The 25,237-nt window shown below is 73.5% G+C and carries 25 protein-coding genes and 1 pseudogene; 7 read left to right on the top strand and 19 right to left on the bottom strand.

Annotated features, from left to right (window positions below; translation table 11 throughout):
• Positions 1-7: 7 nt before the first annotated feature.
• Together ACTWP5_RS03705 and ACTWP5_RS03700 are read right to left on the bottom strand one after the other, a co-directional pair.
• On the bottom strand, positions 8-1,336 hold the full coding sequence (locus ACTWP5_RS03705; RefSeq protein WP_443219221.1) for a hypothetical protein: 1,329 nt from the start codon (positions 1,334-1,336) through the stop codon (positions 8-10).
• Positions 1,333-2,913, bottom strand: coding sequence for an amino acid adenylation domain-containing protein (locus tag ACTWP5_RS03700; RefSeq protein WP_443219220.1), 1,581 nt, complete (start codon positions 2,911-2,913; stop codon positions 1,333-1,335). Before ACTWP5_RS03700 ends, ACTWP5_RS03705 begins: the two co-directional genes overlap by 4 nt.
• 423 nt (positions 2,914-3,336) lie before the next feature.
• Between ACTWP5_RS03700 and ACTWP5_RS03695 the strand changes: the two genes are divergently transcribed.
• On the top strand, positions 3,337-4,059 hold the full coding sequence (locus tag ACTWP5_RS03695; protein WP_443219219.1) for a response regulator: 723 nt from the start codon (positions 3,337-3,339) through the stop codon (positions 4,057-4,059).
• A gap of 207 nt (positions 4,060-4,266) precedes the next feature.
• Positions 4,267-5,403: a CapA family protein gene (locus ACTWP5_RS03690; RefSeq protein ID WP_443219218.1), complete on the top strand. Its 1,137-nt coding sequence runs from the start codon at positions 4,267-4,269 to the stop codon at positions 5,401-5,403.
• A 48-nt stretch (positions 5,404-5,451) separates the two neighbouring features.
• Here the strand turns inward: ACTWP5_RS03690 and ACTWP5_RS03685 are convergent, their stop codons facing one another.
• Together ACTWP5_RS03685 and ACTWP5_RS03680 are read right to left on the bottom strand one after the other, a co-directional pair.
• Complete coding sequence (locus tag ACTWP5_RS03685) at positions 5,452-5,715, bottom strand: hypothetical protein (protein WP_443219217.1); 264 nt, start codon at positions 5,713-5,715, stop codon at positions 5,452-5,454.
• A gap of 171 nt (positions 5,716-5,886) precedes the next feature.
• Complete coding sequence (locus ACTWP5_RS03680; RefSeq protein WP_443219216.1) at positions 5,887-6,795, bottom strand: Fpg/Nei family DNA glycosylase; 909 nt, start codon at positions 6,793-6,795, stop codon at positions 5,887-5,889.
• A gap of 198 nt (positions 6,796-6,993) precedes the next feature.
• Here ACTWP5_RS03680 and ACTWP5_RS03675 point away from each other — a divergent pair, with 198 nt between their 5' ends.
• A complete protein-coding gene (locus tag ACTWP5_RS03675) occupies positions 6,994-9,243 on the top strand; it encodes an MMPL family transporter (protein WP_443219215.1) in 2,250 nt (749 codons plus the stop codon).
• 497 nt (positions 9,244-9,740) lie between these two features.
• On the opposite strand, the gene ACTWP5_RS03670 is transcribed toward ACTWP5_RS03675, so the two are convergent.
• The 3 genes from ACTWP5_RS03670 to ACTWP5_RS03660 form a co-directional block, all read right to left on the bottom strand.
• Positions 9,741-10,952, bottom strand: a complete 1,212-nt coding sequence (locus ACTWP5_RS03670) for a phosphotransferase family protein (protein WP_443219214.1) — start codon at positions 10,950-10,952, stop codon at positions 9,741-9,743.
• 91 nt (positions 10,953-11,043) lie between these two features.
• Positions 11,044-11,745: an HAD family hydrolase gene (locus ACTWP5_RS03665; RefSeq protein WP_443219213.1), complete on the bottom strand. Its 702-nt coding sequence runs from the start codon at positions 11,743-11,745 to the stop codon at positions 11,044-11,046.
• Positions 11,746-12,582 carry a GntR family transcriptional regulator gene (locus ACTWP5_RS03660; protein ID WP_443219212.1) on the bottom strand — a complete coding sequence of 279 codons (837 nt, stop codon included), beginning with the start codon at positions 12,580-12,582 and terminating at the stop codon, positions 11,746-11,748.
• A 162-nt stretch (positions 12,583-12,744) separates the two neighbouring features.
• Here ACTWP5_RS03660 and ACTWP5_RS03655 point away from each other — a divergent pair, with 162 nt between their 5' ends.
• The gene (locus tag ACTWP5_RS03655) at positions 12,745-12,930 is read left to right on the top strand and encodes a hypothetical protein (RefSeq protein WP_443219211.1); all 186 of its coding nucleotides are present in this window, start codon (positions 12,745-12,747) and stop codon (positions 12,928-12,930) included.
• A 233-nt stretch (positions 12,931-13,163) separates the two neighbouring features.
• Here ACTWP5_RS03655 and ACTWP5_RS03650 read toward each other — a convergent pair whose 3' ends face one another.
• From ACTWP5_RS03650 to ACTWP5_RS03640, 3 genes are all read right to left on the bottom strand, one after another.
• Positions 13,164-14,423 (bottom strand): GNAT family N-acetyltransferase, encoded by a 1,260-nt coding sequence (locus tag ACTWP5_RS03650; RefSeq protein ID WP_443219210.1) that lies wholly within the window; start codon positions 14,421-14,423, stop codon positions 13,164-13,166.
• Positions 14,424-14,514: 91 nt separating this feature from the next.
• Positions 14,515-15,489, bottom strand: a complete 975-nt coding sequence (locus tag ACTWP5_RS03645; RefSeq protein WP_443219209.1) for an asparaginase — start codon at positions 15,487-15,489, stop codon at positions 14,515-14,517.
• A gap of 140 nt (positions 15,490-15,629) precedes the next feature.
• Complete coding sequence (locus tag ACTWP5_RS03640; protein WP_443219208.1) at positions 15,630-16,166, bottom strand: RsiG family protein; 537 nt, start codon at positions 16,164-16,166, stop codon at positions 15,630-15,632.
• An 87-nt stretch (positions 16,167-16,253) separates the two neighbouring features.
• On the opposite strand from ACTWP5_RS03640, the gene dtd reads away from it, so the two are divergent.
• Positions 16,254-16,679 carry a D-aminoacyl-tRNA deacylase gene (gene dtd / locus ACTWP5_RS03635; RefSeq protein WP_443219207.1) on the top strand — a complete coding sequence of 142 codons (426 nt, stop codon included), beginning with the start codon at positions 16,254-16,256 and terminating at the stop codon, positions 16,677-16,679.
• Between the two features lie 19 nt (positions 16,680-16,698).
• Here dtd and ACTWP5_RS03630 read toward each other — a convergent pair whose 3' ends face one another.
• The 7 genes and pseudogenes from ACTWP5_RS03630 to ACTWP5_RS03600 form a co-directional block, all read right to left on the bottom strand.
• Positions 16,699-17,070 (bottom strand): helix-turn-helix domain-containing protein, encoded by a 372-nt coding sequence (locus ACTWP5_RS03630; protein ID WP_443219206.1) that lies wholly within the window; start codon positions 17,068-17,070, stop codon positions 16,699-16,701.
• A gap of 126 nt (positions 17,071-17,196) precedes the next feature.
• Entirely contained in the window at positions 17,197-17,520 is a 324-nt protein-coding gene (locus ACTWP5_RS03625) for a helix-turn-helix domain-containing protein (RefSeq protein WP_443219205.1), read from the bottom strand.
• A pseudogene (locus ACTWP5_RS03620) lies at positions 17,517-17,893 on the bottom strand (type II toxin-antitoxin system RelE/ParE family toxin). Before ACTWP5_RS03620 ends, ACTWP5_RS03625 begins: the two are co-directional and overlap by 4 nt.
• Before the next feature lie 96 nt (positions 17,894-17,989).
• On the bottom strand, positions 17,990-19,666 hold the full coding sequence (locus ACTWP5_RS03615; RefSeq protein WP_443219204.1) for a flavin monoamine oxidase family protein: 1,677 nt from the start codon (positions 19,664-19,666) through the stop codon (positions 17,990-17,992).
• Positions 19,667-19,880: 214 nt separating this feature from the next.
• Positions 19,881-20,735 (bottom strand): hypothetical protein, encoded by an 855-nt coding sequence (locus ACTWP5_RS03610; RefSeq protein WP_443219203.1) that lies wholly within the window; start codon positions 20,733-20,735, stop codon positions 19,881-19,883.
• 90 nt (positions 20,736-20,825) lie between these two features.
• Entirely contained in the window at positions 20,826-21,029 is a 204-nt protein-coding gene (locus ACTWP5_RS03605) for a DUF397 domain-containing protein (protein ID WP_443219202.1), read from the bottom strand.
• Positions 21,004-21,870: a helix-turn-helix domain-containing protein gene (locus ACTWP5_RS03600; protein WP_443219201.1), complete on the bottom strand. Its 867-nt coding sequence runs from the start codon at positions 21,868-21,870 to the stop codon at positions 21,004-21,006. The genes ACTWP5_RS03605 and ACTWP5_RS03600 overlap by 26 nt, the downstream gene beginning before the upstream one ends.
• Positions 21,871-21,985: 115 nt before the next feature.
• Between ACTWP5_RS03600 and ACTWP5_RS03595 the strand changes: the two genes are divergently transcribed.
• Together ACTWP5_RS03595 and ACTWP5_RS03590 are read left to right on the top strand one after the other, a co-directional pair.
• Positions 21,986-22,264 (top strand): DUF7848 domain-containing protein, encoded by a 279-nt coding sequence (locus tag ACTWP5_RS03595; RefSeq protein ID WP_443219200.1) that lies wholly within the window; start codon positions 21,986-21,988, stop codon positions 22,262-22,264.
• A 118-nt stretch (positions 22,265-22,382) separates the two neighbouring features.
• Positions 22,383-23,006, top strand: coding sequence for an AAA family ATPase (locus ACTWP5_RS03590; RefSeq protein ID WP_443219199.1), 624 nt, complete (start codon positions 22,383-22,385; stop codon positions 23,004-23,006).
• 165 nt (positions 23,007-23,171) lie between these two features.
• Here ACTWP5_RS03590 and ACTWP5_RS03585 read toward each other — a convergent pair whose 3' ends face one another.
• Both ACTWP5_RS03585 and ygfZ read right to left on the bottom strand, forming a co-directional pair.
• Complete coding sequence (locus ACTWP5_RS03585; RefSeq protein WP_443219198.1) at positions 23,172-23,858, bottom strand: polysaccharide deacetylase family protein; 687 nt, start codon at positions 23,856-23,858, stop codon at positions 23,172-23,174.
• Between the two features lie 291 nt (positions 23,859-24,149).
• Positions 24,150-25,193: a CAF17-like 4Fe-4S cluster assembly/insertion protein YgfZ gene (ygfZ, locus tag ACTWP5_RS03580; protein WP_443219197.1), complete on the bottom strand. Its 1,044-nt coding sequence runs from the start codon at positions 25,191-25,193 to the stop codon at positions 24,150-24,152.
• Between the last annotated feature and the right edge of the window lie 44 nt (positions 25,194-25,237).

The following is a 25,237-nucleotide window of genomic DNA, read 5'->3' as shown; positions in this document are numbered from 1 at the left end:
GCCCTCGTCACGAGTCCCAGATGGCGCCGTACGCCGGGATGCCCCGGCGCTCCAGGCCGTGGACGACGCGCCAGGTGGTCGCCTTGTTGGAGATGCAGATGACGGCCTCGGCCCCGAAGTCCCGGTACGCGGCGTACGCGAGCGCCACCAGGTCCGGCTTGCCGTGTTCCGACGTGTCCCAGATGACCGCGCCGGGCTGGACGGCGCGGATCTCCGCCACCAGCGCCTCGCCGTAGGTGCGCTCGGGCGTGCGGGTGGCCCAGACGAGGCGGGCGGGCACCTGACGCGCCAGCAGGTGCGGCAGGCACGGGCCGATGCCGCTGCCCGTCGCGATGTAGACCACCCGGCGGAACAGCGTCTCGATGTTGGCGACGCCCGCCGTGGTGATGCCCTTCACCCACACCCGCGCGGGCGCGTCGTCGATGAAGGACGCGGTCCAGTCCCCGGCCCGCGAGATGGTCAGGCGGAAGCCGCTCCGCCCGGGGCTCGGGACGTTGGCGAAGGAGTGCCACTCCGTGAGCGGGCTGCGGCTGATCGCGGTCGAGGACCCCGCGAAGGGGGTGACGCCGTGGTCGAAGCGGGCCAACGCCACGTGGGCGGAGGGCCGTTCGATCGCGACGTCGACCTTCCGCAGCCGCAGCCAGGGCAGCGCGACGCTGAACGTGACCACCGCCAGCACCCAGCTCTCCGGCGCGGCCCACGGCGCCTCGCCCCGGTCGCCGACGACGAGCACGGTCTGCACCCAGAACAGCAGCAGCACGCCCCAGCCCCCGAAGCGGTGGGCCCGCTCGAAGAGGTCGTGGTGGCGGGCGCGCAGCGGCGGCAGGGCCGTGACGACCATGGTGACGAGCAGCGCCGCCAGCACCGACGAGACGGCGACCACGTCGCCCGGCGCGCCGTCCCCCTCGACCACGAGGAGCGGCGGCAGGGCCAGGAACCACGCCACGCCGGCGGTCGCGCCGCCGACGTGCAGTCCACCGAAGTGGTAGACCTTCCCGAGGGTCCAGCGCACGCGCAGCGGCCAGTTCGTGGGCGCGCGCGTGGCCAGCCAGAACAGCGCGTTGATGACGTACTGCTGGCGGACGACGACCGCGAGGGCGAGGTTGGCGAGCGCGGCGTGGGAGACGGACCGCGCCGTGACGCCGTCGCCGTCGCCGCCGCGCAGGCCGATCCACAGGGCGGCGAGGTTGACCGCCCACACCAGCGCGACGAGGCGGTTGTAGTGCATGAGCAGCGGGTGCTTGAACGCTCGCCGGAGCAGCCCCGTGGGGGGTGGCAGCGGGGCCGCGCCGCCGTCCGTCGAGGCCGGCGCGGCGGCCTGGACCGGGGCCGTCACGACGCCGCCTGAAGCAGCTCGGAGGAGGCGTACGCCCGCAGCGCCGTCTTGTCGATCTTGCCCCGGCTGGTCAGGGGCAGGGCGTCGAGGGCGTACACGGCGGCCGGCACGCAGTAGTACGGCAGCGCCGCCGCGACGGCCGCGCGCGCCGCGTCCCCGGCGAGGTGGCCCGGCGCGACGAAGGAGACCAGCGTCCGGTCGTCCAGCTTGACGGTGGCGGCCCGGACGCAGCCCGGCAGGCCGGACTCCAGGACGGCGGAGACGGCGTCCAGCTCCACCCGGAACCCGCGGATCTTCACCTGGTCGTCGGTCCTGCCCAGGTGCTCCAACTCGCCGTCGGGCATCCAGCGCCCGAGGTCCCGGGTGCGGAACATGACGTGCCCCCGCCCCAGGTACGGGTCGGGCGCGTACCGCTCGGCGTTGAGCCCCGGGTTGCCGAGGTACCCGGCCGAGACGCCGGCGCCGCCCGCCCACATCTCGCCCGGCTCGCCGATGGGGCACGGCCGGCGACGCTCGTCGAGGACGTAGACGGTGTTGTTGGGCGTGGGCCGACCGATGGTGAGGCGAGCGGCAGAGGGAGTGTGCCGCTGCATCGTGTTGACGATCGTGGTCTCGGTCGGGCCGCAGCCGTTGTAGAAGGTGCGCCCGTCGCCCGCCCACCGGTCGGCGAGCGGACGCGGGCACGGCTCCCCTGCGACGGCCACCGTCCTGACGGCCGGGCAGGCGGCCGGGTCGAGGGTGGCGAGGATGGTCGGCGTGGCGACGACGACGGTCGCGGCCCGCGCCGCCGCGGCCACGTCGCGGCCCCGGATGACGAGGGTCGCGCCGTGGCTGAGGGCGCCCAGGATCTCCCAGGCGGCCATGTCGAAGCCGATGTTGAGGATCTGCGCGACGCGGTCGCCGGGCAGGATGCCGAGGTCTCCGGGCTCGGTGAGGAGGAGGTTGCAGACGTTGGCGTGGGTGACGGCGACGCCGTTGGGCGTGCCGGTGGTGCCGGAGGTGAAGAGCACGTAGCACTCCTCGCCCGCCCGGCGTTCCACGCGGTGCGCGGCCTCGTCCGTCACGGCGTCGACGGACAGGACGACGACCCCTTCGGCCGGCGGGACGCGGTCGGCGTGCGCGGACTCGGTGAGCACCACGCGCGCCCGCGTGGCGGCGAGGACGTGCCGCAGCTGCGCCGCGGGCGTGATCCCCACGTCCTGCGGCACGTACGCGGCGCCGGACTTGAGGATGGCCAGCAGCCCGACCAGCATCGGGATCGAGCGGCGGGTGAAGAGCGCGACCCGGTCGCCGGGGCGCACGCCGAGCCGGGCGAGGCGGGCCGCCAGGCCGTTGGCCCGCCGGTCCAGCTCGCCGTAGGTGATGGCGCGGTTCAGGTGCTCGGCGGCGCGCGCGGAGGGCCGCGCGGCGGCGTGCCGCTCGATCACGTGGTGGATGTGGGTGTCGGAGACCGGCCGCGCGGGTCCCGTTCCGAAGACGCGGAAGAGGCGGCGGTCGTGGGGGGTGAGGTGGCGTAGGAGGACGTGCTCCTCCACCGCCTCGGGTAGCACTGTGGTGTCACATGTGATGTGTCGCATGGGAGTCCAGGCCCTTCTGGTACTACGAACGACATGACCGGCGCGGCCCTTCACCGCGCCGTCGTACACGTGCGTTTCTCCCAGCCCCAGTGGTGCCAGAGGCACTAAGCGACGACCTTCTCAGACTTTGATTGAACTGTGAACAACGCGTTCACCGAGGCCCCAGAAGTGAATGTGGTCCTCCGCGTTCCCGGGCGCGGCGCCGTGACGCGTGGCGGCCGGCGCGACCGGCGCGTCACGGTTCCTCGCGCGGGCCAACGGGCCGCCCCGGCCCGCCCCGGTGGGCTCGCCGGCCGCGTTGTCGTCAGCCCGTCAGCCCGTCAGCCCGTCAGGCTGCCTTCCTCCTCCGCCTTGCCATCGAAGCCACAGGACGCCGCTCCCCTGAGCCACCGGGGACCGCGGGACAGCCTCTAGGCTTTCCCCATGCCGCCTGAGCACCCGGACGACGACCACGGTCCCCGCCGCGTGCGCGTCCTCCTCGCGGACGACCAGCGGCTGGTCCGGGCCGGCTTCGCGTCGATCCTCGACGACGAGCCGGACATCGAGGTCGTCGGCGAGGCGTCCGACGGCGCCGAGGCCGTGGCCCTCGCCCGCGCGCTGCGGCCCGACATCGTCCTGATGGACATCCGCATGCCGGGCACGGACGGGCTGACCGCCACCGAGCGGATCGTCGGCGACGAGCGGCTGGCCGACGTCCGCGTCGTCATCCTCACCACCTTCGACGTCGACGACCACGTCTACGGCGCGCTGCGCGCCGGCGCCTCCGGCTTCCTCGTCAAGGACACCGAGCCCGAGGAGCTGTTGCGCGGCATCCGGGTCTGCGCCCGTGGCGACGCGCTGATCGCCCCGACCGTGACGCGGCGGCTCATCGCCGAGTTCGCCGGCCGGGTCCGGCGGCCCGACCCAGGGCCCCGGCTGGCGGCGCTGACCGAGCGCGAGCGGGAGGTGATGGCCCTGGTGGCGGCCGGCCTGACGAACGACGAGATCGCCCGCCGCCTCGTCCTGAGCCCCGCCACGGCCAAGACGCACGTCAGCCGCATCATGACGAAGCTGGCCGTCCGCGACCGCGCGCAGCTGGTGATCCTCGCCTACGAGACCGGCATGATCACGCCGGGCTGGCTGACGCGCCCCGGCGGCGCGGCCTGACCTCGGCCGACCCACGGCGCGCCCGTCACGGCGGCACAGCCCTGAAGGCTGTCCCGCAATCCCCGGCGGGCGCGCGACGCCCTGCGACTTCCTCCCCCAGACCCCTCCGGGGTCCGGGCGGTGCCCCCAGCCGCGTTGTCGTCGAAGCCACAGGACGCCGCTCCCTGATCCACCAGGGACTGCGGGACAGCCTTTAGCCTGGAAGGCGTGAGTGGCTCGGACGACGGCGTGCTCGGCCTCCTCCTCTGCGGCGACGTGATGCTCGGCCGCGGGGTGGACCAGGTGCTGCCGCACCCCGGTGACCCCGCGTTGCGCGAGGCGTACGTGCCCGACGCGCGCGAGTACGTGGCGCTGGCGGAGTCCGTCAGCGGGCCCGTGGCCCAGCCCGTCGGATACGACTGGCCGTGGGGCGAGGCGCTGGCCGCGCTGGACGAGTTCGCGCCCGACGTGCGGGTGCTGAACCTGGAGACGGCCGTCACCACGGCGGGCGACTTCGCGCCGGGGAAGGCCGTCCACTACCGCATGCACCCCGCCAACGTGCCCTGCCTGACCGCCGCCCGCCCCGACGTGTGCGTGCTCGCCAACAACCACGTGCTGGACTTCGGCCGCGCCGGCCTGACCGAGACGCTCGACACGCTGGCCGGCGCCGGACTGCGCACGGCCGGCGCCGGGCGCGACGCCGCGCAGGCGTGGCGGCCCGCCACGGTGCCGCTCCCGGGGGCGCCCGAGGGGCGGCGCCTGCTCGTCCTCGCGTTCGGCTCCCCGTCCAGCGGCGTCCCACCCGGCTGGGCCGCCGGCGCCGGCCGGCCGGGCGTCGCGTACGTGCCCCGCCTCACCGGCCGGGCCGCCGCCCGGATCACCGCCCACGTCCGACGGCTCAGACGGCCGGGGGACCTCGTGGTCGCCTCCGTCCACTGGGGCTCCAACTGGGGCTACGAGGTCGCCGCCGACCAGGTCGGCTTCGCGCACGCGCTGGTCGACGGCGGCGTCGACGTCGTGCACGGCCACTCCTCCCACCACCCGCGCCCGCTGGAGATCTACCGCGGTCGGCCGATCCTCTACGGCTGCGGCGACCTCGTCGACGACTACGAGGGCATCGGCGGCCACGAGGCGTACCGGGACGAGCTGCGCCTCCTCTACCTGCTCCCGTTGGACCGCGACACCGGCCGCCTCGCCGGCGACGTCCGGCTGCTGCCGCTGCGGGCGCGGCGGCTGAGCCTGACCCGCGCCTCCGGCGCGGAGACGGCCTGGCTCCACGCCACGCTCGGCGCGGCGAGCCGCCGGTTCGGCACCCGCGTCGAGCTCGACGGCGCCACGGGCGTGCTCACCGCCGGGCCCGCGTAGCGCCGCGTCGGCCTGGCCGGTCCTCGCCTGTCGGGTGCGGGTCCGTCGTCACGAGGCACCGAGCGTGCAGGCGTTGACAGCGTGACGCTCCGCCACGCCGAGATTCTGTAGCAGGGCGTTGCAGAGGACCGCCCCGCCCAGCTGGAACTCGGCGATCTCGCAGGCCGAGGCCGCCTCGTACCCCACCGTGTACCCGACGTCGTGCAGGTAGCCGACGCAGTCGGCGGTGCTGGCCTGCGCGGGAGCGGCCGTTATGAGCGCTCCCGTGGCCACCACGGCACCAACCGAGAGCGCGGCCAGGATTCGCCTCATCGTGAACCTCCTGGTGTCCGACACAAAGCGTTTATCTGTCGTCTCTCAGCGTAAGGAATGATCTGGGTCGCGCGGCCGGCCGTTTCCAGCCAATCAGGGGCGGTGTGGGGGGAGGCGTCGGTCCTCAGCGCCTTGTGCGGCCACGCGGCGCCACGCGCCGAACGGGACGTCTCACGCCGGCTGGCAGCGCGGGCAGTAGGTCGTGGCGCGCCCCGCTGTGCGGGTCCGCGACAGGGGCCCGTCGCAGCGCGGGCAGCGCGGGTCCTCGTCGTAGCGCCGCCCGGTGAGCCAGCTGCGGCGCGTCGGCACGTACCCGGCCGAAACCGACTCCCGCAGCACGCGGCGCAACGAGGCGTCCAGCCGCCGGCGCTCGTCGTCGCTGAGGTGGCTGGTCTGCCGGTCGGGGTGGACGCGGGCCCGCCACAGGATCTCGTCGCCCAGCAGGTTGCCGAGCCCCGCGACGACCGACTGGTCCACCAGGGTGCTCTTGATCCTGCCGCGCCGCCCGGCCAGCGCCGAGGCCAGCTCGCCGCCGCGCAGCGCCAGCGCGTCCGGCCCCTGGTCGCCGATGACGCGGCCCACCGCCTCCTTCGAGGTGGCGAGCCACAGGCCCTGGAGCTTGCGCTGGTCGCGGTAGCGCAGCTGGTGGTCGTCGTCGAGGGTGAACGTGACCCGGTCGTGGGGGTGCGCGGGCGCGTCGGGGGACTCGCGGACGAGGGTGCCGGTCATCCCGAAGTGCAGCATCACCGTCGGCCCGTCCCCGCCGTCCCCGTCCCCGCCGTCCCCGTCCCCGCCGTCCCCGTCCCCGCCGTCCCCGTCCCCGCCGTCCCTGTCCCTGCCCTTCCCGCCCCTGGCACTCCCGGCGCCCCCGCCGCCGCCGCCGTCCGTGTGACCGAGGAGCCACTTGCCGCGCCGGTCGGGCTCCGTGAAGTGACGCCCGGTCAACTCACGCGCCAGCCGCGGCGCCGTCACGCCGTGCAGCACGCCCGTGTCGGCGACGTCCACCCCCTCGATCCGCCGCCCCTGCCCGTACTCGGCGAGGACCCGGCGGAAGCCCTCCACGTCCGGCAGCTCTGGCATGCCTCCAGCCTCGGACCGACCCCTACGGGTCGCAAGCCGGCCGTGTGAGGAGAGGGAGGGGCCCGGACCGCAACCAGCGTGGTACCGCCCGCCCACCCCGTACCACCACCGCGGTACGGGCACTGTCCGCGCGGGACCGACGCGCCCGTGCGGGTCGGCCCGGCAGCGTGTCTCATGGACTTACGAGGAGGCATGTTCATGAGTACGACCTCGGCGCGGCCAGGCATCCTGGAGCGCCTCGCGGGCTTCGCCCACCGCCGCCGCTGGACGGCCCTGCTGCTCTGGCTGGTGATCCTGGTGGGCGTGCAGGGAGCCTCGTCGCTGACCGGCAGCGACTGGCGCAACGACTTCTCCCTGCCCGGCACCGAGTCGCAGGAGTCGACCGACCTGCTCGCCGAGCACGGCTCGGCCCAGGCCGGCGACACCCTCGACATCGTGCTGGCCACCGAGCCCGACACACCCGCGCTGACCGAGTCGGAGACCGAGCGGCGCGTCGAGGCGATGCTGGCCGAGGTCGTGCGGCTGCCGAAGGTCGCGGCCGTCGTCAGCCCGTACGAGCAGCCACGGCAGACCATCTCCCAGGACGGCTCCGTCGGCTACGCCACGGTCGTGCTGGACGTGCCGTCCGAGCAGATGCCCGTCCCCGACATCGAGCGGATCCACGAGACGGCGACCGAGGTCGACGGCCAGGGGCTGCGCGCCGAGCTCGGCGGCGAGGCGGCGCGGCTCCTCGCGGCGGAGGAGGGCGGCGCGGCCGAGGGCATCGGCATCATGGCCGCCCTGGTGATCCTCGTGCTGATGTTCGGCACCGTCATCGCCGCCGGCCTGCCGGTCCTCGTGGCGATCTTCGCCGTCGGCAGCGCCATCGGCCTCATCGTGCTCGCCTCCCACCTCTTCACGATCGCCGACTACACCCCGTACGTGATGACGCTGGTGGGCCTCGGCGTCGGCATCGACTACGCGCTGCTGATCTTCGCCCGGTACCGCGCCGAGCTGGTCGCGGGCCACGAGCCCGAGCGGGCCACCCGCGCGGCGCTGGACGCGGCGGGCCGCACGGTGTTCTTCTCCGGCTGCATCGTCATCGTCGCGCTGCTGGGGCTCGTCGCGCTCGGCATCGGGGCGTTGCAGGGCATGGCGCTGGCCGTCGCCTGCACCGTGCTGGTGACGATGCTGGCCTCCCTGACGCTGCTGCCGTCGCTGCTCGCGATCTTCGGGGAGCGCTTCGCCCGCCAGTTCCGGGCCAGGGCGGAGAAGCGGGCCGCGAAGGGCCGGCCGCCGGCCGGCGCCGTGTGGCGGCGCTGGGGTGGCCTGGTGCAGCGGAACCCGGTCGTGGCCCTGGTGGTCGCGGTGGCGGCGCTGGGCGCGCTGGCCGCGCCGGCGCTCGGCATGCGCCTCGGCTTCAACGACGCGGGCAACGATCCGGCGGGATCCACCAGCCGCGAGGCGTACGACCTGCTCTCGCGCGGCTTCGGACCCGGGTTCAACGGTCCGCTGATCGTGGTCGCCCACGGCGGCGAGGACGGCTCGGGCGGCGACCCGGCCGGCGGCTCGGACGGCGGCTCGAACAGTGGCTCGGGCGGCGACCCGGCCGGCGGCACGGTCCAGGCGGCGGAGGCGGCCAGGTCGGCGCTCGCCGACACCCCCGGCGTGGCGCGGACCACGCCGCCGATCCCCACGCGGGACGGGGAGGTCGCCACGGTCATCGTCTTCCCCGAGTCGGCCCCGCAGGCCGAGGCCACCTCCGAGCTGGTCAGGGACCTGCGCGGGGAGCTGCTGCCGCGGCTCACGTCGGAGACGGGCGCGGAGTTCCTGGTGGGCGGGGCCACGGCCGCGCTGGAGGACTTCTCCGAGACGGTGGCGGAACGCATGCCGCTCTTCGTCGCGATCGTCGTCGGCGTGTCGATGCTGCTGCTGATGATCGTCTTCCGGTCGGTGCTGATCCCGCTGAAGGCGGCGGTGCTGAACCTGCTGAGCATCGGCGCGGCGCTCGGCGCGATGACGCTGGTCTTCCAGGACGGGCGCCTCGGCGTGGAGCCGGGCCCGATCGAGGCGTTCCTGCCGGTGATGGTCTTCGCCATCGTCTTCGGCCTGTCGATGGACTACGAGATCTTCCTCGTCTCCCGCATCCACGAGGAGTGGCGGCGGACGGGCGACCACGCGCTGGCGGTCCGGGAGGGACTCGGGCACACGGGGGCCGTCATCACGGCCGCGGGCGCGATCATGATCGTGGTCTTCGGAGCCTTCGTGCTCTCCGGCGAGCGGATGCTCCAGCAGATGGGCTTCGGCATGGCGGTGGCGATCTTCGTCGACGCGGTGGTGATCCGCTGTCTGATCGTTCCCGCGGCGATGCAGCTGATGGGCCGCCACGCGTGGTGGCTGCCGGCGCCGCTGGCCCGGCTGGTGCCGACGGTCGAGCTCGAACGGCACGGCGCGCCCACGGCACGCTGACGCGCCCGAGGCACGACGGCGCACGCCATGCGCACGGCAGTGCACGGACGCACCGCCGCGCTCCGCGGCGCGCGGCACCGCGTCGCGTCGCACCGCGTCGCACCGCGTCGCACCGCACACACCGCGTCGCGTGGCGCCTCACGGCGTCGCGCGGCGCGTGCGGCGTCCGGCCACCGGGGTGTGCGGCATCCGCCATGCCGCCGCCCGCCGCAGTGCCGGCTCAGCCCGCCGGACGGGACGCGCCGGCACCCGACACGGGACCGGGACGCAGGACCAGGACACAGGACCGGGACGCGGGACCGCGTCCCGGTCCCGCACGTCGGGACACGCGTCCTCCGCGCCATGCGGCGTGACGATGCGGCGTGGGACGCATCGTCGCCGCCCTGCCACCGACCGCCGTCGTCACCCTGCCGTGGTGAACGGCTCTCCCCCCGCCGTCCCCGCCGTCGGTGGCGCGTGGTGTCCGGGTCCGCCGGCCCGTTCGCCGGTGGACCCGCCTACCGTGGCACCGGCCAGGCCGCGCCGTGGCGCAGCGAGGCGTACGCCGACTCGACGACCGCCGGGCTCGGCGTCTCGTCCAGCCCGAGGTCGTCGCCGGCGTTCCGCAGCACCGTCGTCACGACGTCGACCGCCCGGGACAGGCGCGGCACCACCTCGTCCGGGGCCGCGGCGCGGACCGCGTGGGCCTGGCGGATGACGTCGGTGAAGACCGACTGCACCCGCTTGTAGGCGCGGTACCGCGGCAGGTCCTCCTCGAGCCCGTCCGCCGCGCCCGGCAGGCTGCCGGTCACCGCCGTCGCCCAGCGCTCCACCACCCGGCGCTCCTGAGCCGCCGGGTACCCCATCAGGTGGAGGTGGGTCGCCAGGTCGTAGACCGGGTCGCCGAGCAGGGCCAGCTCCCAGTCGATGGTCCACAGCGCGCCGTCCGCCCGCGCCACGATCAGGTTGTCGCGGTGCAGGTCGCCGTGGAGCAGGCAGAACGGGCGGTGCGTCAGCCGGTTCGCCGCGCGCGCCAGCGGTCCGTCCTCGGCGAGGACCCCGGCGTGCAGGCCCAGCCGCCCGAACAGGCCGTGAAGCTCGGGCCTGTGGACGGCGTAGACGTGACGGCGCGTGAAGCGGATCAGGCCCCGCAGGAACTCCCTGCTGCCGTGCGGACGCGCGTCGGCCGGGCAGCCGTGTACCAGTTCGAGCGAGGCGGGGGGGATCGCCGCGAGGCCGGCGAACCTGTCCATCAGTTGGCGAAGTTGGCGCGAAGTGAGGGGAGTGCCGGGCGGGCGGTGTGCCGCGAGGGTCTCCCCCTCGATGTATCCGTGGACCAGAAGGTCCGCCGGGCCGATGCGGTGAACCTGCGGAATGCGGGCCACCCCCAGCAGCGCGAGCTCGACGAGGAGGTCCTCCTCGCTCTCGAAGCAGCGTGGGTCGAACCGGTGTACGCCCGGTCGGGCGCGGCCCGCCTTCAGCGGACCCATGGACGCCAGCTCCCCACTCGGCCGCAGGATGTTCCAGATGCGGTGGTTCCCGTGGAGCGTCGTGGCCGACGCGGACGTCGGCTCGGTCGCGCGGAGCTGGGGACTGTGTTGGGTCGTCAGGGTGGGTACGAGGTCGTTGGTGTTGGCGGTGATCATGGTTGCGGACTGGGTCGGGATCTTCGCGGTCGTCTCGTTGGTCGCGGCTGTCGCGACGGTCGTCAGAGGCAACGGCTGGCTCATAACGGAACGGTACGCCCCATTCGCCCACCCAGCGTATGGCACGTTTGAATCATAAACGGCGCGTAACCAGGGCATTTCGTTGTGGCGGCACTCAGGCCGGAGGGGCCACGAGCGCGGTGATCACCTCCTCCAGCGATCCCACGACGTGCTCCGCGCCGGCCGCGCGAAGGGTCTCCGCCGCGCGGTGCGCCGGCGCGTAGCCGAGGAACGCGACGCCCGCGGCGCGCGCCGCGCCGAGGTCCGAGACGGCGTCGCCGATCATCAGCGCGTGCTCCGGTGGCGTGCCCGAGGCGGCCAGGGCCCGCAGCACCACGTCCGGGTGCGGCTTGAGCCGGGAGAAGTCGCGGGTGCGCCCGTGGATGCGCCCGCCGACGAAGCCGGTGAGCCCGTGGCGCCGCAGGAAGCGCTCCACGGCCAGGGGGGAGTTGTTCGTGACGACGGCGACCTGGCGGCCACGTCGGGTCAGCGCCGCCAGCAGCGGCGCGGCGTACGGGGTCGGCCGCGCGGTGCCCGCCGCGGACACCTCCTGGCGGGTCAGCTCCGCCTCCAGGCGCGGCACCACGTCCCGCCCCGGACGCCGGGCCGCGATGCCGAGCAGCACGTGGTGGGGGTCGGGGGAGGTGTGTAAGTCGGCGCTCAGCAGCGGAGGCAGCCTCAGTTCGCGCGCGATCACCGTCGCGTGCTCACGCAGCCGGTCGGCCACCGTGTGTGCGGGGTTTCCGGCGAACAGATGACAGAGAGGACCGTCGAAGTCGAAGAGTACGCAGTGGGCATTGACGATGAGTTGCCTCATCTAACCGAGTGTGAGCGGTTGCGCGAGTGTTGACCAGAGGGACTCGAACCACGCCTGCGTCTCCTCGACGAACGCCGGCTCGGAGTCCTGGAAGATCTTCGAGCTCAGGCCCAGCACGTCGTAGATCTCCATCTGCTCGTCCTCGTACTGCACGGTGCGCGGCAGCACCTGGTAGAAGGCGGTCAGCACCTCGCTGCCGTTGAGGAGGTAGAGCTTCTGCACCGGGGTGATGGGGACGCAGCGGATCTCGACGTGCACCTTCGGCACGAGGCGCATCTCCGCCAGCGAGGTCAGCTGGTGGCGCAGCGAGGTGGCGAACGTCCGTATGAGTTGGCGCAGCCTGGCGCGGGGGCGGACGTCGTCGGGGTCGGAGACGAGCCGGGGGAAGGCCAGCGGCGAGTCGGGGCTGGGCAGCAGCAGCCGCACCGTGATGGAACGGGGCGTCAGCCGGCCCGCGGCTATGGAGATGAGGGGGGCGGCCAGGGCGGAGGTGAGCGTCTCGGTGGTGAGGGTGAACGCGTCGATCGAGACGTCCTGGGCCTGGAACGCGATGGCGATCCGGTCGGCCACCTCGACGCCGGCGGGGCGGGGCGCCTCCTGCACGGGCATCGCCACCAGGGCCGGGGCCCCTCGGCCGCGGGCGCTGAGGTAGCCCTCGCGTTCGAGCAGCGACAGGGCCTGACGCACGGCGCTGCGGCTGGCGCCGAACTCCTCGGCGAGCGCGCGCTGCGTGGGCACCTTGCTTCCCCGTTGCAGCTGACCGTTGCGAATCCGGTCGCGCAGCACCCCCGCGATGCGGTCGGGAGAGGGTTGTTCGGGAGCGGTCTCCTGACTCACGGCTCAACACCCTACAACTTTCGGCCAGATGAGGAAGGTTGATGACCGAACGTTTGCAGCGCGTAGCCAACTGGGGATCACACGTATATAGTTGGTGGACAACTGGGCCAACTCAAACCAAGTTTGAAAACTTGATAGCGAACTGGAGGGAGGAGAGGGACCATGCTGGTTTCCACGATCGTTGTCGCAGCCCTGGGCATCCTGGTCGAGCGCGCGGTGGAAATCCAGTACGGGCTGCCGGGCCTCATCGGCCTGCTGATCCTGCGCACCGGCATCCGGCACCGAAGCAGCAACTGCGCCTGCGTCGGTGCCACCGTGCTGGCGATGCTCGCGTTCAACGCACTCTGATCCACGCCTGACCCAACCCCTGACCCAGCGCCTGACCCGCACCCGACCCGGACCAGGGACAGCGGATCCCGGACCCCGCACCCCGGACTCCGGTACCCGGGCCCCGGGACCCCGGGCCGTGCGCGTCAGGCGTCAGGCGGCGGGCGTCAGACCACGGGCGTCGGACCCACGGGCGTCGGACCACGGACGGCGGGCGTCCGACGGCGGGCGTCCGAGGGCGGCGGGACCACGCGTCAGAAGATGTCCTGACACCAGGGCCGGCGGCCCGTGCGCAGCAGCAGGTCCGCCCGGTCCACCGCACCGGGCGTCTCCTCGTCCACCGCGCCGAGCGCCGCCAGCCGAGCGGCCGAGGCGTCCCCGAGGTACAGCGACGACAGCGCACCCGTGTCCAACGTGAGATCGGCACCCCGCGTGCTGGTCGGCACGCAGCTCGCGCCCTCGGGCGACGCCGTCAGCAGGAAACGACCCCCGGCCAGCCCCAACGGATCGCGCACCTGGAGCACCAACTCCCCGGCGGCGGCGTACCTCCGGGCGGACAGCAGACGTGGCACGTCGAGCGGGCGCAGCCACAGGAAGTCCGCCGTCGTGGAGGACGCCGCCGCCCGTGGGTTCGGCAGCAGGTCCGGCAGCAGCTCGTCCGCCGCACGGCGCGGCGCCGTGACGGTCACCACGAAGTCCAGGGACAGCAGGAAGTACCACAGCGCCCGCTCGCCGGCGGGCGTGGTGGCGAAAAGGTCCCGCACCTCCGCGACGTTCGCCGGCTGGTGCTGCTCCCACCGCGACTGGGAGCCGAACGTCGCCAGCCCCTGCACCACACCGTCCGCGTCCCGGTACAGGACGTGGAACGGCTCCGTCCACGGCGCGTTCCCGAACCGGAGGACGCCGGTCTGCCGCTCCCACCACCACCCCGGGCGGTCGATCGCGCCGGCCCGCCCCCGCCGGAACCGCTCGTGCAGCTCGGGCCCGACGCTCCGTATCTCGGCCCCGTCGGCGAACGCCAGGCTCCCGCCGTCCTTCTCCCCGGGGCCCGCCCAGCGCGGGTCCAGGCCGGCCTGCGCGACGTCGACCCGCTGGTCCGTCAGCGTCGTCGCCTGGCCGAAACCGAAGCGGCCGTAGATCCGGTACTCGGCCGCGACGAGCGTGGCGGCCACGTCCCCCCGCTCCCTCGCCTCCGCCAGGTCGGCCGTGATCATCCGCGTGAGCAGTCCGCGCCGCCGGTGCGTGCCGGAGACGGTCACGGCCGAGACGGCGTTCGCCCGCACCTCGGCGCCGCCGGGGACCGTCAGCAGCTGGTCGAAGCTGCGGTACGTCGCCACGCACCGGCCGCCGTCGTGGACGCCGCGGGCCCGTCGCAGGTCCTGCCGGGCGCGCCGCAGCTCGACCTCCTCGTCGGTGATCGTCGGCTCCTGGAGGAAGCCGGTGGCCGCGGCGAGGAACCACGCCCTGACGTCGTCGGGGTCGTCCGTGTCCAGAAAGCGCATCTCGGGGCTCATGACGCCGAGGCTAGGCACGCCCCCGCGCCCACGGCCAGGGAATTTCGCCCCCCTGTGCCCGGCCTCGCCCGGCTTCCCCGGCGACGCCCCGTCACAGGGTGGCGCGCACCTCGCCGACGCGCCGCCCGCCGCCCCGCACGGGCGAGTCGGCCAGCTCGTCGAGGACGGCCGGCGCGTTCACCCCGAGCCCGGCGAGCGCCGCCGCCAGCACCGGGCCGCGCGCGCGGCCCAGCGGGTCGCCGTCCTCGATCTTGAACGCCAGCGCCCGCCCGTCGGGCAACGCCACCGCCTGCACCCCCTCGGCGCCGATCTTCGCCAGCACGCCCGGCACCCCCCGCATCAGCAACGTGTCCGAGCGCCCGGTGCCCGCCACGAACTCGGGGTGCGCCCGCATCGCGTCCGCCACCCGCCGCTCGGGCGTGCCGGGCTCCGCCAGCACCAGGCCCCGGAAGGCCCGCGCCAACCCCGTCAGCGAGAACGCCAACAGCGGAGCGCCACAGCCGTCGACCCCCACGTGCGCCACCCGCTCGCCCGCCGCCGTCTCCACCGTCTCGCGCACCAACACCTGGAACGGATGTTCGGGGTCGGTGTACGTGGCCGTCGGCCAGTCGCGCGCCAGGCAGGCCGCGAGCATCCCGGTGTGCTTGCCCGAGCAGTTCATCGCGATCCGCGAGGCGTCGGCGCCCGGAGCCGCGCCGGGGACGGGCACGGGCGGGCAGGCCAGGTCCGACTCGTCCAGGCCCTGCTCGGCCAGCATCCTCGCCACCAGGACCCTGTGGAAGGTCTCGCCCGAGTGGCTCGCGGCGGCCAGCGCCAGCCGTTCCCCCGCCAGCCGCGCGCCGGCCGCCAGCATCGCCGCCGCCTGGAGCGGCTTGACGGACGAGCGGGGGGAGACGGGCGAGGTCACGTCGCCCAGCGTCCGCGTCGGCGAGCCGTCGGCCGCCAACACCACCAGCGAACCCCGGTGGCGTCCCTCCACGAAGCCCGACCTGACGACCTCCGCCAGCACGGGCGGCTCCTGGCCCTGCTGCGGGCTCTCGTGTCGGCGCTGAGGCTGGACCGGCATGGCTGCGGCACCCTTCCGCTCGTGTCGCGCCGCCGCGTGTCCGCGCGGCGGCGCGTTCGTGTCTCCGGCGGGCCCGTCAGCCGCGCGACGTCGCGTGGCGCGCGACGGCCGCTGCCGGGCCCTGGCTCCTCCTGAGCCGCTCAGGCCAGCAGGTCGTCGACCCTGGCCTCGCCCACACGGTAACGGCGCGCTATCTCGGCCCCGCAGGCGTCCGCCCTTCGGTGCAACGCCTGCCGCAGCCGCGACAGCCGCGCCTCGTAGCCCGCCAGCCGGCCCAGCGCCGCCCCCAGCTCCTCGTCGTCGAGGGAGCCGAGCGCGGAGAGCTCGACCTCCGCCATCAGCTCCTCCGCGAGCCGCCGGTACTCCTGGTGCGCCGGCAGACCCGCCGTGACGTGCCACGCCGCGTGGGCGGGGGAGCGGCGCCGCGACGGCGCGTCCGCGAGGATGCGCGACAGCTGGGCCAGGTCGAGCAGCGGCGCCGCGTCCCGCACCGTGCGGCGGTGACGCTCCGCCGTCAGGATGTCGATGCGCCCGTGCAGCAGCCGCCGCAGATAGCTGAGGTCGGCCTCCTCACGCTGGGCGCGTCGACGGAGCGCGCGCAGCTCGTTGAGGTCAAGGTCACCCACCAGGGTCTCCGGTGAGGGTGTGATCATGCGGTGTGCCCCTCGTACGTTCATCAGTGCTTGTGCCCGGTGGCACGCATGGTGCCACCGCGCGCCGGGGGCGTGCAGTGGTTGAGGAAACGGTCCGGCATGATGTCCGGCATGCGAGCGGTGGTGCAGCGCGTCGACGGAGCGGCCGTGGTGGTCGACGGCGAGACGGTCGGGGAGATCAGGGGTCAGGGCCTGTGTGTGCTGGTCGGCGCCACACACGGCGACACGGAGGAGACCGCCACCCGGATGGCCCGCAAGCTGTGGACGCTGCGCGTGCTACGGGACGAGAAGTCGTGCTCGGACGTGGGGGCGCCGCTGCTGGTCGTCTCGCAGTTCACTCTCTACGGTGACGCCCGCAAGGGCCGGCGCCCCACCTGGCAGGCGGCGGCCCCCGGCGAACTCGCCGAGCCACTGGTCGAGTCGGTCTGTTCCCAGCTGCGCGCGCTGGGCGCCGAGGTGGCCACGGGCCGCTTCGGCGCCGAGATGCGCGTGTCCCTCACCAACGACGGACCGTTCACCGTCCTGCTGGAGATCTAAAGGCCGGTCGGTCGGCCGCTCAGGCCGCGTCGGCGTCGGCGTCGGCGCGGTCGTCGGTGCCGTCGTCGTGCGGGGTGAAAACGAGACGTGTGGTGCCGTCGTCGATCGCGATGGTGAGGGAAGCGTCGAGCGCGCGGGCCAGCCGGGTGAGGAGCGGCAGGGCCGGCACCGTGTCGGATCCCTCGATGCGGGACACCTTCGCCTGGGTCAGCCCCGCCCGCTCCGCGAGCTGCGCCTGCGTCCACCCGAGTGCGGTACGCCGCTCGTGGACAGCCCTCGCGAGCGCCATCGACAGCTGGATCTCCTGCCGAGCCTCGGCCACGGCACGGGGCTCGACGAACCCCTCGGCAAGCTTCCGCTCACGCAGGGTCTTCCACCGGCTGTGACTCATCGTGTCCTCAGACCTCTCCCTCGTCGACGACGCGCACGAACTCTCGTGGGCGGGGCCGTGCTCGGCGACCAACGACCGGCCGTTCACCGTCCCGATGGAGGTCCGAGCCGGTCGGTCGGCGCGGGTTCAGCCGACCCTGCGGAGCTCCCCGTCATCGAAGACGGCGACCATGATGAGGCTGCCGCCGATGGCCTGGACATAGCGGGCGATGACGTCGTTGCCGGAGACCTGGCCGCTCTCGATCTGCGAGACGCGTCCCTTGCTGACGCCCATGCGCACCGCCACCTGCTCCTGCGTGAGCCCTCGCTCCCGCCGCACCTCGGCGAGACGCCACGCCCGGGTCCGGGCCAGCAGCTGCGCGGCGCCCTCCAGGAAAGCCTCGGGGCCGCCACTCAGCTCCTCGGCCCGCTCCCTGTGCCCGCTCTCAGACCACTTGACGAAGCCCGTCATTCCCGTCCCATCTCCCTCTTCCGATCAGCGAGGTACGCCGCGAAGCGCTGCTCGGCTCTCGGAATCGACTGCCGGTACCACTCGTCCCAGTTTCGCGACTGTCGCCCGCGACCAGGAGGATCGCTGCGCGCCACGGATCGAAGACGAAGAGGATCCGCACCTCGCTCTGTGCGGCGGAGCCCGGCCGTAACTCCTTGAGGTTGTGCAGCACAGAGCCCTTGACCCGGTCGACGAGGGGCCTGCCCTGCGCCGGTCCGGTGCAGGCGAGCACCCAGATGGCCTGGTTCACCAGCGAGTACGAGGCCCGGTCGGCCTTCTCCAACTCGTTCAGCCACTGGTCCACCTCGTCGGTCAGGTAGACGTCCCACTGCATGTCCACTGTCGCAGCCCTCCGCAGGTTTAGCAATCACTAAATCTGGCTGCGAGGGCTGTTTCCAGCGGAGGCGAGAGGGCTCACCCGATCGTGTGGTCAGTACCGGCCGCGGGTCAGCGAGGCCGCGTCGGGGGCGCGGCGGACCTCGGGGACCGACGTCGGCTCGATGCCGAGCATCTGGCGGATCACCCAGTCCGCCGACATCATGGCGCCCTCCTGCCAGCCGGGCAGCGAGGAGACCTGGTCGCCCAGCATGTGGAACGGGCCCTGGGCCTCCAGCAGCCGCCGGTACATCTCCTCGTGGCGCTTGTTGCCCGCCTGCCAGTCGGCCCAGCCGCCCCGCTCGAACGGCATCCTGTGCCAGGCGATGGAGATGCCCAGGTCGATCGGCACGGCCTCGTCCGTCCACGTCTCCGGGTGGAGCCTGCGGCCCGCCGCGTACGCGGTCTCCAGCCGCTGGCGCGGCGGCATCTCGCCCAGCCGCAGGGCGTCCTCCTCGTAGTTGTAGGCGCCCGTCATGGTGCCCTTCTCCGAGAAGTAGTCGTTCGACGGGTACCAGACCTGGGTGTTGATGTCGTCGGTGTAGCTGATGCCGCCGTACATCTGGTCGCGGTTGGACTCCCAGAAGCGCCGGTTCGCCTGCCAGCCGACCTTGCAGGTGGGGGCGAAGCCCACCGCGCGGATCGCCTCCAGGTACGGCTCGGTGAAGCCTTCGAGCCGCACCGAGTCGGCCAGGGCCGGCAGCGGGATCGAGCACAGGCAGTGGTCAGCGACCGCCTCGCCCCGGCCGCCGCCGTCGCTGCGCCACCGCACCCGCACGGGGCCGCTCTGCGTGGTGCCGGGCTCGCCGCCGCCCTCGCCGCCCCCGCCGGTCTCGCCCAACAGCTCGATGTCCGTGACGACCGCCCCGTACCAGACCAGGTCCGCCGGCAGGTGCCGCGTGAAGCCGCGCACCACCTGGTCCATGCCGCCGACCGGCTGGAAGAGCGTGGGCTGCCAGAGGAAGTCCTCCGGCTGGTAGAAGTGCGCCTCCCAGAAGCGGGAGCGCAGCAGCTCCTCGAAGGGCAGCGGCGGCGCCGGCTCGGGGGCCTCCCACTCGTCGTCGATGTCGATCCGCTCCCGGTACCCGGAGCGGGTGGAGCCGGTGTAGCGCAGCTGCTCGTTCAGGTCGCCGAAGGCGCGCAGCAGCCCGGCCAGCAGCTCGTCGCGTTCGCCCTCGGGCGGCATGCCCTCGGGCCACAGGTGGCTCGCGAGGAGCGCGGCGAGGTGGCCCCGGGTGTCGTTGGCGAGGCGACGGCGGGGCATCGGCGCGCCGTCGAAGCCGGTGACGGTGCGCACCCGGTTGGCCGTGGTCTCCATGACGTACGGCTCCAGCCGCACGCCCAGCTCGCGGCAGTAGTGCAGCATGCGGCGGTGGTGGTACGGGATGCGGCCGGGGCCGAGGTTCAGGTACAGGCCCTCGTCGAACACGCAGGTCTGCGTGGTGCCGTCGGTCTCGGTGACGACGGTGCCGGCGCGGGCGGTGAAGTTCCGTCCGCCGGGGCGGTGCTGTGCCTCCAGCACGCGGACCTCGTACCCGAGGCGCAGCAGCTGGTACGCGGCGGTCAGGCCGCCGACGCCGGCGCCGAGCACCAGCACGGACTGCCCGGCCCCCACGTCCTGCCGCACGTCGTCCCGCTCGGCGACCTCCCCCGTGAAGGCCACCGCGTGGACCTCGCCCATGCCCGTCATCGCCTGGTAGAGCGAGGTGGGCGCGCTGTAGGGATACTCCATGCTCACATCTCCCGACGCTCGGTCGTCGTTGACCGAGGCGAGCATTGCCGGCAGGGGCCGCCGTCGAACGCGGCGGGGGCGGGCGCACGGAATCTGACGCCCCGTCAGGCTGGGTCGGCGTACGCGGGCGGGTCGACGCCCGCACGCCCGCGCGTGGCGCGGCGCGACCGCCGGCAGGGGTCTGGTGGCGGATGAACGTTGGCCCAGGGTGGGCTCAGGAGGCTGGCTGGCCCACTGCCTCGAACGGGTCGAGGTCGCCGAGGTCGTCGATCTCGACCGTCTGGTCGGCCGGTGGGAGCGGGGCGTCCACGGCGGAGCCGAAGGAGTCGTAGTCCACCGTCGCCCCGTTGGAGGCGCCGTCCTCACTCGTCAGGGAGGAGGAGTACCGCAGGAGGTACGGCTCGCCCTCGGCCGCGAGCAGGTACGTCTCCTCGGTGGTGAAGCCGTCGGCCGCGTCGGACCGCTGGACGGTGAGCGCGGGCCGACCACGCACCGTGCTCTCGTCCTCCCGCATCACCCACGGCGGGTCGCCGTCGACCTCCTCGGTCAGGCTGGCCATGGCCACGACCTCGGCCCAGTCGCAGGTGCCCAGGAACGGGGCGAGGGAGGGGTGATCGGTGGTGCCGTGCACGTACATGCCGGCGAACTCGCCGCCGCCCTCCTCGCCCCAGAAGTCCTCGTCGGGCCTGAGCCACAGCTCCTCACCCCGTCCGACCAGCTCGATCGAACCCCGGCCCTCGTAACTGAGCTCGCCGACACAGTGGTTCTCGTCGTTGAGGTGCAGCTCGGCGGTGCGGCCGGTGAGCTCGGAGCCGCTCAGCGAGATCGTGACACCCGCCGAACCCGCCTCCTCCAGCGCGGCGAGTCCCTCCTCGATCACCTGCCGCTCGGACCGCTCCGCCGTGTCGCCCGCGCCGTCACCCTCGGACGTGCCGCTCCCGTCGGACCTCTCCGTCCTCCCGGTCCCGTCGGCGTCACCGCCGTCATCGGCGCCACCGCACGAGGCGAGCAACAGCGTGACCGCCACCGCCGCCACCGCCACCGTCCGCGTTCCCACCCGGCGTCTCATCGCACTCCCTCGTGAGCCCTCGGCCTCAGCCGCGAGCGCCCATCATCACATCCTCACCACGGCACGCTCACATCGCCGGGGTCCCGCGGCTCACAGGCTGGCGACGAAACGCGCCCAGGCGTCCCGCGGGACGAGCAGCGCCGGTCCCGTGGGGTTCTTCGAGTCACGGACCGGGACGGCGGCGGGGTGCGCGTCGCAGACCTCCACACAGTTGCCGTTGTCCCCGCCGCTGTGGCGGGAGCTGCGCCAGCCGCTCAGCACGGAGGCGTCAGGGAGAAAGTGATGCGCCGTCATGTCGGTCGAACTCCTCTGCCACGGTCTCGACAAGCGTCAGGGACGCCTCAGGCGACAGCGCGACGGCGCTGGCCAGGGCGTACGCCTGCTGGCAACTGCGCACCAGCGCCGGGTCGTCGAGCAGCGTCCCCGTGTGGATGCCCTCAACGTACGCCACGGGCGGCTGGTCCGCGAAGCGCATGAGCTTCATCATGCTTCCCTGAAGCGCGTGCGCCCCGGCGGAGAACGGGATCACCTGCGTCAGCACCCGTCCCGAGCGGCCGAGCGCCGCGAGATGGCGCAGCTGCTCCGCCATCACGGCCGGGCCGCCGACCGCCCGTCGGATCACGCCCTCGTCGAGGACGGCCCACACCAGCGGCGTCCTCGGGTCCTTGAGGATCTCGCGGCGGGCCAGCCGGTTGACCACCTTCTCGTCAACCTCCTCAGTGACGGGGTTGGCCTCGAACGCCTGGAAGACGGCACGGGCGTACGCGGCGGTCTGGAGGATGCCCGGGACCAACGCGAGGTCGAACTCGTGGATGGCGATCGCCTCCCGCTCCAGCTCGGCCGCCTCGTTGAAGTGCGGCGCGTACGGCAGCTGGAGCAGCGTCCTGCGCAGCTTCGCGAAGAAGCTGCCCGCGCCCAGCGCCTCGTCGATCCGCATGGCGTCCTCCCGCTTCGGCTTACGGCGGCCCGCCTCGAAGTGCGCGATGAGGGACGGCGAGCAGATCACGCGCTCCGCCAGCTGCGACTGCGACAGCCCGGCCTCCCTGCGCCGCTCTCCGAGCACCTCCCCGAAGAACTCCCTCGGGTCGAGTGGCTGTTCGCCGTCCTGCTCGTTCTCCGGTCGTCCGTTCGACATGTCTGACGTCCTCCCTTGACGGTCAGCTTGTGCGCGGTCACGGACTGTTCAGCCTACGGCGTGGCGGGACAGGCTGTGAGCGGTTCACTACCGAGCGCCGGAAGGAGAATCGGACATGGATTCCTCGCGGGAACGGACGGAGCTGTCGGCCCTCACTCTCGACGAGTTGCGGGAGCGCGGGATGAGACTCGCCGCCGAGATCGACGCGCTGCTGGAGGCGAGTGGCCAGAAACCGACCGCCGTGGTCGTGGAGTGCGAGATGTGCGCCCGGCGAGGGCCCGCGGCCTGGGTCGACCGGCACCGGGAGGCGTACCCGGGACACACCACGTTCTCCGAGATCATCATCCGTCCCTACCGCGGCGGGAACCCGTCCGAACGCGCCCGCGAGCCGTGACCGGCGGCTCAGCCCCTGGTTGACGGCGTCTGACCTCCCGTGCGAGAACGGGCGTTGTGATGGACGCGGCGGACACCAGCCCGCTCTCCCCGAGGGCGCACCCGAACGACGAGGCACCGTGGTTCCTGAGACCCTCGACTTAAGGGGCGTGGACGGGGGCGCGCCAGAGCTCCGCTTCCCTCCCGGTGGCCGTGTGATCATCACGGGCCTGCCGGGCAGCGGCAAGACGACGCTGATGCGGCGGGCCGTCGGCGCGGTCGGCGCCGCCACTCCCGTGACGGCTGGTCAGGGCGCGCGGGTCGCACGGGAACGGGTGGTGCTGATCGACTCGCAGGACGTGCGGGACGGCTTCGCCCGCCGCCTGCCGCGCTGGCTGCCGTACGCCGTCTACCGGCCCGCCGTTCGTGCCGTGCACTACGTCCGGCTCTGGCGGGCCCTGCGCGCCAGGAACGGGGTGAGCGTCGTGGTGCACGACTCCGGCCGCACGGCGTGGGTGAGGCGCTGGCTGACCGGCGGTCGGGCGTTTCACCTGGTGGTGCTCGACGTGGCGCCCGAGGTGGCGCTCGCGGGCCAGACCACGCGGGGGCGGGAGGTGCCGGGGCGGGCCTTCGGCCGGTACCGGCGGGCGCTGGCGCGGCTGGTCGCGGAGGTCGAGAAGGGCCGGCTGCCCGAGGGCTGCGCCTCGGTGACGCTGCTGGACCGGACGGCGGCGGAGGCGATAAGGGAGATCGTCTTCCGCTGAGGGCTGTCCCGGCACGAGGCGGACAACGAACGTCGCGCCCCACGGGTGTTAAGGGTAGCCGGGGGGTGCGACGGCCACCAGGCCGAAACCGACGGTCAGCAGGAACGGCAACCACGCGGGAGTCGGCTTCGGCCCGGCGCGCTCACGGGTGCGCCCGGTACGGGCTCACCTGGGTGGCGCGGGCAGGTCGAAGGTGTAGCCCCGCGCCTTGAGCTGAGGGATCACCATGTCGACGGCCTGCACCGTCGCGGCCCGGTCGCCGCCGCCGTCGTGCATCAGCACCACGGCGCCCGGCGTGACGCCGCTCAGCAGCCGCTGCGCGAGCTGGTCGGCGGAGGAGGGGTTCCAGTCGGCGATGTCCATCCGCCAGCCGAGCGGCTGCATGCCGAGGCTCGCGGCGGTCTGCGCCACCTGGCTGCCCCAGCTGCCGTAGGGCGCGCGGAAGTACGGGATCTGCGCGCCCGGCACCACCGAGCGGATCGCGGCGCTGGTCTGCTCCATGTCCGCGCGGATCTGGGAGGCCGACCAGCCGCCCATGTCGTTGTGGTTCATGGAGTGGTTGCACAGCGTGTGGCCGTCGGCGACGATCTGCCGGACCGTGTTGGGCTGCTGCTGCACGAAGCTGCCCCACAGGCAGAAGACGGCCTTGACGTTGTGCTCCCGCAGCACGGCGAGGAGGTTCTCCGTGTGGGGCGGGTTCGGGCCGTCGTCGAAGGTGAAGGCCACCGTCTGGCCGCCGCTGGCGGTCGAGGTGATGATCGTGGCGTCGGCTCGGGGCTTCGGACGGTCCGGGCGCTTGGCCTCGGCCGTCCCCGCGGTGCCCACGAGAGCCAGGGAGATGCTAACGATCACGCCCAGGACAATGCCGCGCAGGCGCTTGGCGTTCAATGCTCACTCACTCGTCCTCTCCGGCCCCTGGTGGTTGGGTCGTCGGATCGCCGAACGTCTACCGATAATTTTCGGTGGGCGTTCCAGCAAGCGAGAGGGACAGTAGGAGAGGCGTGATGGTCAGTCAAGGGGGAGGGGCGTAATTCGTTCCGGAAGAATCCGGAAGTCTTTCGGCGCTGCTCCCTCGGTGGTGCTCCGTCGCCGACGCTCGCCCGGCCGGGCGTCCCGAGTCCGGGCGGGGGCCGGGCGCGGGCGTCACGGGGCGACGACGATCTCCTGGTTCGCCACCGTCTGGCCGGCCAGCAGCACGGCGTCCGGCGCGGTGTTCCGCTTGACCAGGGCCAGCGCGACGGGACCGAGCTCGTGGTGGCGGACCGCCGTGGTGACGAAGCCGAGCTGCCGGCCCTCGGGGCCGTCGGCCGCGAGGCGGACGGGAGCGCCGTGCTCGGGCAGGGTGACCTCGCTGCCGTCGAGGTGGAGGAAGACCAGACGACGCGGCGGGCGGCCCAGGTTCTGCACGCGGGCGACCGTCTCCTGCCCCCGGTAGCACCCCTTCTGGAGGTGGACGGCGCTGTCGAGCCATCCGATCTCGTGGGGGATCGTGCGGTGGTCCGTCTCCCGACCCAGGCGGGGCCGGTGCGCCTCCACGCGCAGGGCCTCCCACGCGAGCACGCCGACGGCGGGCGCGTGCCGCTCGGCGAACGCGGGCAGCTCCGCGCGGGGCAGCAGGACGTCCCGGCCGTACGCCGTCTCCCGGACCGTGAGCCCCGCGTCCAGCTCGGCTATCGAGCCGGCCGGCAGGTGGACCACGGCGAGGTCCGCGGTGCGGTCGCTCACCTCGACCCGGTACATGAAGCGCATCGACTCCAGGTACGCGACGAGCGCGCCGGCCCTGCCGGGCTCGGTGTGGGCCCAGGTGGTCTCGCCGTCGTCCACGAGGTACAGCACGTGCTCGACGTGGCCGTGCGCGGTGAGGATGAGCGCCTCCGTGGCGTGGCCCGGCGGCAGCTCGCTGACGTGCTGCGTGAGGAGGAGGTGCAGCCACTCCAGCCGCTGCGGCCCCGTGACGGCGACGACGCCCCGGTGTGAGAGGTCGACGAAGCCCTCGCCGCGCGCGAGGGCGCGCTGCTCGCGGAAGAGCTCGCCGTAGTGCGCGGCGACGCCCGCGTCCGGCTCCTCGGCGGCGACCGCGCCCGGAAGCGCGAGGAGCGGACTCGCGTACCGCGCCTCCGTGGCGTCCGTCGCCTCCGTCGTGCTGTCCGGGTGCGCCGGGTCCTGGGGGTGAGCCGAGTTCGCCATGCTCCTCAGCGTACGCCGGGGCCGTGACATCCCCGGCGGCGCGG

It is taken from the genome of Streptomyces sp. 4N509B, from assembly GCF_052245655.1.
In the GTDB taxonomy this organism is placed as follows: domain Bacteria; phylum Actinomycetota; class Actinomycetes; order Streptomycetales; family Streptomycetaceae; genus Streptomyces.
Note: the sequence above shows the minus strand (reverse complement) of the source record. Positions and strands in the feature narration are given on the sequence as shown.